Annotated in this window: 4 protein-coding genes; 3 read left to right on the top strand and 1 reads right to left on the bottom strand. The window is 76.7% G+C overall.

The genetic code is table 11. The features are described from left to right. Window positions 1-96: 96 nt before the first annotated feature. Entirely contained in the window at window positions 97-525 is a 429-nt protein-coding gene (locus tag ASF78_RS03650; protein WP_056584951.1) for a hypothetical protein, read from the top strand. Here the strand turns inward: ASF78_RS03650 and ASF78_RS03645 are convergent. Next, window positions 502-3,360, bottom strand: coding sequence for a BTAD domain-containing putative transcriptional regulator (locus tag ASF78_RS03645; protein ID WP_056584949.1), 2,859 nt, complete (start codon window positions 3,358-3,360; stop codon window positions 502-504). The two genes, ASF78_RS03650 and ASF78_RS03645, sit on opposite strands and share 24 nt — an antisense overlap. Before the next feature lie 169 nt (window positions 3,361-3,529). Between ASF78_RS03645 and ASF78_RS03640 the strand changes: the two genes are divergently transcribed. Then, window positions 3,530-4,630: a trans-aconitate 2-methyltransferase gene (locus ASF78_RS03640; protein WP_056584948.1), complete on the top strand. Its 1,101-nt coding sequence runs from the start codon at window positions 3,530-3,532 to the stop codon at window positions 4,628-4,630. A gap of 136 nt (window positions 4,631-4,766) precedes the next feature. After that, window positions 4,767-6,338: a LuxR C-terminal-related transcriptional regulator gene (locus tag ASF78_RS03635; protein WP_056584946.1), complete on the top strand. Its 1,572-nt coding sequence runs from the start codon at window positions 4,767-4,769 to the stop codon at window positions 6,336-6,338. The last annotated feature ends 32 nt before the right edge of the window (window positions 6,339-6,370 follow it).

The raw sequence follows: 6,370 nt of genomic DNA, 5'->3' as shown, positions 1-6,370 counted from the left end.
CCTGTCACAGGGTGTTCGCCGCGGGCGGAGCGGTTCCGGGAAACCTCCGGGCCGCAACATCGTTATGCCGGGCAGGAGCATCGACGAAGGAGAGGCATGTCGCGACGGATCAAGGGTCTGGTGGAGTTCGAGGACGACCTCGGGACGGTCGTGCGCTACGTCCGGCACGCGCACGGCGGCGGGTTGGTGTCGCCTGCCGCGCACGTGCACGAGGGGGCGTGGCTGGCCGAGACGTCGTACGTCGAGGCGGGCGCGGTGGTCCACGACGGAGCACGCGTCGGAGCGGGCAGCTGGATCGACGTGGACGTCGTGGTCGGCACCGCAGCGGTCGTCGGGAGCAACGTGCACCTGGGCGCCGGGACGCGCGTGGGCGCCGGTGCGCGCATCGCCTCGGGCGCGCGCGTCGGCGAGCGGGTCGTGGTCGAGCAGCGAGCCGCGGTGGAGGCGGACCAGGTCGTCCCGGACGACAGCACGGTCACCGGGTCGGGCCCGGGGCGCCGCTCAGGTTACGGACGGGCTGCCTAGACCCGACCGCAGCGCGTCGACCGCCATCTCGACGACCTCGGCCGCGGTCATCGACCGTGCCCGGGCGTCGAGCGCGGCGACCCGGTCCGCGCCGATCCGGTCCAGGATCCCGCGCGCCCGCCGCGCGGCCTGGCCGACGAGGGCGGACGCCGCGTCGGCCGACCCGGCGGCCAGGAGCAGGACACCCGCCGCGTCCGAGGACCCGTGCGCGTCGAGCAGCACCGCCGCGTCGCGCACCGTCGTCCACAGCTGTGTCAGGTTCCCGGCGGCCGACCAGTAGCGCAGCAGGCCGACGTAGTCCTCGGCGGACGCCCGGACGTCACCCTGGGCCGCCCGTGCCGCCGCCAGCCCGACGGCCGCCACCCCCTCGATGAACCCGGCACCGCAGCCCCGCGCGAGGTCGACCGCCGCGGTGTAGTGCACGACCGCGGCGCCGGGATCGTCTGCGGCGGTCACCTCGCCGGCGACGTACCGGAGCCAGGCGCGGTGCGACGGGCACGGTCGGACGCCCAGCGCGCGGTCGGCGTCGTCGAGGAGGGCGGCCGCCCCGGACCGGTCGCCCGCGTATCCGAGGGCCAGCGCGCCGGACGCCAGGTACGGCGACGGCTGGACGGCGAGCGCGGCCGCGACCGCCCAGTCCTGCGCCGCCCGTGCGTGGTCGCCGCGGAAGAGGGCGACGGCTGCGGACGCGCTCCACGCGCTGACGGCACCGGGGTCGTCCCCTGCGGCCTCGATCGCGGTGCGAGCCAACTGTGCGGCGCCGGTCAGGTCGCCGAGCAGCCACGACGCCTCCGCTGCCGAGGCCCGGACCGCGACCTCGCGACGGTTCCCCCGCAGCAGCAGCGGGTCCTGTTCGAGCTCGACGGCCCAGGCCCACAGCTCGGTCAGGTCCCGCCAGGTCGCGGCGTCGTCCAGCGCGAGCGTGACGTCGATGCGGAGCTCCACGTCGCCGCGCCCGCGCGACAGGTCGCGGGCGGCGCGCAGGTTGGCCAGCTCGGCCCGCAAGCGCCGGTCCGCCGCCGCCTCGCCGTCACCACGGACGGCGGTGCCGATCTCGGCGGCGGCCCGGGACGCCCACCGCAGGAACGTGGTCTCCGCCGCGTCGCGCTCGTCGCGCGCGTCCAGGTCGTCCAGCAGGAACGCCCGGATCGTCTCCAGGAGCCGGTACCGGGGCAGGTCGTCGTGGGCCGCGTCGACGAAGGAGTGGTCGACGAGCCGGGCCAGCACCGCGATGGGGTCGGCTGCCGGGGCTGCCTCGGCGGAGAGCTGCTCGAACGTCTCCAGGTCGACGCCAGCCGGGAACGGCGCGAGGCTGCGCAGCACGGCACGGTCGGCAGGCTCGAGGAGGCGGTACGACCAGTCGATGGTCGTCCGCAGCGTCTCGTGGCGGGCGTCGGCGGTGGGTCGTCGGGCGGACAGCGCGTCGAGCGTCCGCCCGAGCCGCTCGTGCAGCGCCGAGAGCGGCACCGCGCCCAGCTGCCCGGCCGCGAGCTCGATCGCCAGCGGGAGACCGTCGAGCCGGCGGACGACGTCGACGAGCACCGCTGCGTCGCCGGGCGCGGGCGTGAAGTCGCGGACGCGCAGCCGGGCGTGCTCGAGGAACGCCTGCACGCTCGGCTGGTGGGCCAGTCGCGCCACGTCCCCGTCGCGGGGCAGGGCCAGCGGTTGCAGCCGGACCACGAACTCTCCCGGCACGTGCAGGGTCACGCGGGACGTCGTCAGCAACCGCACCGTCGGCGCACGCTCCTGCAGCGCGACGACGAGGTCCCGCACCGCGTCGACCACGTGCTCGCAGTTGTCCAGCACGAGCAGCACGGCGCGCCCGGTCAGCATCCCGGCGACCGTCGCGGGTCGCGCCTCACCGACGAGCCGCAGCCCCAGCGCGGCGGCGACCGCCTCGGGCACCCGCCCCCCGTCCGTGACAGCCGCCAACCGCACCGCGACGCTCTCGGCACCCGTGCGCTCGCTGTGCTCGGCCGCCGCCTGGAGCGTGAGCCGCGTCTTGCCCACCCCGCCCGGGCCGGTCACGGTGAGCACGGGCTGGCTGTCCAGCAGCCGCAGGAGCTCCGCCAGGTCCTGGTCGCGGCCCACCAGCGGTCCGGCCGGTGTGCGGACCGCGGACGTCGTGCGAGCCCGGCTGGGCGCCAAGGACCCGGCCGCCACGAGGCGTTCCCACGTGCCGAGCTCGGGCGACGGGTCCAGTCCCGTCTCCTCGACGAGCCGCCGCCGGTACGCCGCGGCGGTGTGCATCGCGTCGGCGGTCCGGCCCTCCACGGCGTAGGACCGCATGAGCAGGATCACCGTGCGCTCCCGCAGCGGGGACGAAGCCACGGCGGACGCGGCGTCGGCGGACCGGCTGGTCCCGGCGGCGATCGTGGCCTCGGTCGCGTCGTCACGCAGGCGCAGGCGGAGCTCGTCGAGGGCGACCTTCTCCACCGCCAGGCCCGGACAGTCGGCGAACTCCTCGAGCGCGCCGCCCCGCCAGTGGCGCAGGGCGCCGGCCGCGTCCGCGTCGGCGACCTGCCGGACGTCGGCCACGTCGAGCCCGCCGTCGCCGAGGTCCAGGACGTACCCGCCGTCGCCGTGCCGCAGCCGGTCCGCGTACGGACCGAGGTGGCGGCGCAGCCGGGACACGTGGCTCTGCACCGCCTGCGTCGCGTCCCGCGGCGGGTCGTCCGGCCACAGCTCGTCGACGAGCGCGGTGCGGCTCACCTCGCGGCCCTGCGCCAGCGCCAGGACCGCCAGGACCGCGCGCCGCCGGCCGCCGGGGACGTCGACCGGCACGCCGTCGACGAGGAGGCGCAGCGGTCCGAGCAGCTCGACACGCAGCGCCACCAGGTCTCCTCCCGCATCCGGTCCCGGTGGCCACTGTGCCGGACGGGGCCAGCACGGGGCCAGCACGGGGTCAGCACGGGGCCAGCACGGTGCCAGCGCCGTGCCAGCGGCGCCGTCCATCGTCGGTCACGAGGCGGCACGGAGCCGTCGCACGACGAGAGGACACCCCATGACCATCGACCAGCAGACCGAGACCGACCAGGTGCTTGCCGGCGCGGAGCTCGACCTCGACCGCGTCCTGGCGTTCGCCGGGCAGATCGCGCAGAACCACGCCATCGCGAGCAACGGCGTCCTGACCTACCTCGGGGACCGGCTCGGCCTCTGGCGGACCCTCGCGTCCGTCGGGCCCGTGACCAGCACAGAGCTGGCGGAGCGCTCCGGGCTCGCGGAGCGCTACGTGCGGGAGTGGGTCTCGGCGCAGGCCGCCGCGGGCTACGTCACGTACGACCCGGCCACGCAGCGGTTCACGCTGCCCGCCGAGCACGCCGCGGTCCTCGCCGACGACGACAGCCCGGCGGCCCTCGTCGGGGCGTTCGAGATCACCGCGGCGGTGTGGGCCGGCGTCGACCGGCTCGCCCACGCCTACACCACCGGGGAGGGCGTCGGCTGGCACGAGCACGACGACCGCCTGTTCAGCGGGGTCGAGCGGTTCTTCCGTCCGCTCTACGCCGGGTCGCTCGTGGACGCGTGGATCCCGGCCGTCGACGGTCTGACCGACCGCCTGACGTCGGGTGCCCGCGTGCTCGACGTCGGCTGCGGCCTCGGGTCCGCGACCCTGCTGATGGCGGAGGCGTTCCCGGCGTCGACGTTCCTCGGCGTCGACAACCACGCGGAGTCGATCCGTCGGGCGACGGCGGCGGCCCAGCGAGCGGGGGCGACCGACCGGGTCGCGTTCGCGGACGCCGCTGCGGACACGTACCCGGGCTCGTACGACGTGATCTGCATGTTTGACGCCCTGCACGACATGGGTGACCCGCTCGGTGCGCTGCGGCACGCCCGCGCGGCGCTGTCGGACGACGGCGTGCTCCTCGTGGTCGAGCCGGCGGCGGCCGACCGGCTGGAGGACAACCTCCACCCGCTCGGGCTGAGCTGGTACGCGGCGAGCGCCACCATGTGCGTGCCGGGCAGCCTGTCGCAGGCCGGCGGTGCCGCCCTGGGTGCGCAGGCGGGCGGTGCTCGTCTGCTCGAGCTGTTCCGGGAGGCGGGTTTCGGCACGGCCCGCGTGGCGGCCACGACCCAGTTCAACCTGGTCATCGAGGCCCGTCGCTGAGGTGAGGTGAGGGGTCGTCGTCCGTGCTGCCACGGGCGGCGGCCCCGCGTCTCGTCTGCGGGGGCCGCAGTACCGTGAAGGGTCGTCGGGCGCCCGGTGGTCGGGGAGCCCGGTGCAGGCACGGGGAGCTGGGCGGATGGGCGCTGGAGGACGCGAGGCAGGGGCGGTCGGGCAGCCGGCTGCGGCGGACGCGGACCTGGACGAGCTCGCGACGTCGGAGTACCTGGCGGGACACGAGCGTGAGGCGGCGCGCCTCCGCGAGCAGCTGCACGCCCGGCTCCAGGAGCGCGGTGACCTGGTCGGGGCGGCGCGCAACGCGGCGTGGCTGGCGCTCGACCTGCTCCTGCGCGGGGAGCCCGCCCGGAGCGGCGGCTGGCTCGGTCGGGCCTCGTCCCTGCTCGCGCAGAGCACCCGTGACTGCCCCGAGCAGGGGTACGTCCTCGTCGTGCGGGCGTTGCAGGCCGCCGGGTCGGGTGACCTGCCCGCTGCGAACCGCGCCTACGAGGCGGTCGAGGCGCTGGGCGTGCGGTTCCGTGACGCGGACCTGCAGGCGCTGGGGCTGCTCGGGCGGGGCGAGGTGCTGATCGCGGCGTTGCGGGCGCAGGAGGGCACCGCCCTGCTCGACGAGGCGATGGTCGCGGTGACCGCGGGCGAGGTGTCGCCGTTCGTGTCCGGCCTCGTGTACTGCGCGGTCGTCGGCGCCTGCCACGACGCCTTCGACCTGCCGCGGGCCCGGCAGTGGACCCGTGCGCTCGACGACTGGTGCGCCGGCCGGCCGGACCTGGTGGCGTTCCGGGGGCAGTGCCTGGTGCACCGGGCCGAGATCCTGGAGCTCGACGGCGACTGGCCCTCCGCCCTCGTGGACGCGGGCCGGGCGCGCGTGCGGCTCTCCGACCCACCCGGCCAGCCGGCGCTGGGCGCCGCCTGCTACGTCGAGGGTGAGATCCACCGCCTGTGCGGCCGCCACGCCGCCGCGCTCAAGTGCTACCGCGAGGCCAGCAGACGGGGCCGCTCCCCACAGCCGGGCTGGGCGCTCGTCCGCCTGGCGCAGGGCCGGGTGGAGGTCGCCGCGACGTCGATCCGGGGCGCGCTCGCCGAGGCGGTGGACCCCGTCGCGAGGTTCCGGCTCCTGCCCGCCTGGGTGGACGTCGCGCTGGCGGCCGGCGACGTGGCAGGCGCCCGTGCGGCGGCCGACGAGCTCGTGGCCATGGCCGAGAGCCTCGGGTCCGACCTGGTGCGCGCCCGCGCGGCCCACGCCGTCGGTGCGGTGCTGCTCGCCGAGGCGGACGCCGCTGCCTCCCTCTCCTGGGCGCACCGGGCGGCGGACGCCTGGCGGGCCCTCGCGGTCCCGTTCGAGGAGGCGCGGTCCCGTGAGCTCGCCGGCTGCGCGTGCACCGCGCTGGGGGACGCGGACGCCGCGGCGCTGGAGCGGGACGCCGCCCGTGCGCTGTTCCGGGGCCTCGGCGCGCAGCCCGACGCCGAGCGGCTCACCACGGAGCGCCCTGCACCGCTGTCCGAGCGGGAGCACCAGGTGCTGCGGCTGGTGGCGGCCGGCCGGACGAACCGGGCGGTCGCCGCCGAGCTGGTGATCAGCGAGCGGACCGTCGCCCACCACGTCGGCCACATCCTGCGGAAGCTGGGGCTCCCGTCCCGCGCCGCCGCGACGGCGTACGCGTACGAGCACGGTCTCGTCGGGCCGGACCGATAGGCAGTTCTGCCGATGTGCCACGGTGCCCCCGC

This window comes from Cellulomonas sp. Leaf334 (assembly GCF_001424195.1).
In the GTDB taxonomy this organism is placed as follows: Bacteria; Actinomycetota; Actinomycetes; order Actinomycetales; family Cellulomonadaceae; genus Cellulomonas.
The sequence above is the reverse complement of the archived record's forward strand: the minus strand, read 5'-3'. Positions and strand labels throughout refer to the sequence as shown.

Bases quoted from the DNA above. Each gene is read 5' to 3' on its own strand.
- ASF78_RS03650 (WP_056584951.1), top strand. From the start codon at position 97: ATGTCGCGACGGATCAAGGGTCTGGTGGAGTTCGAGGACGACCTCGGG.
- ASF78_RS03635 (WP_056584946.1), top strand. From the start codon at position 4,767: ATGGGCGCTGGAGGACGCGAGGCAGGGGCGGTCGGGCAGCCGGCTGCG.
- ASF78_RS03640 (WP_056584948.1), top strand. From the start codon at position 3,530: ATGACCATCGACCAGCAGACCGAGACCGACCAGGTGCTTGCCGGCGCG.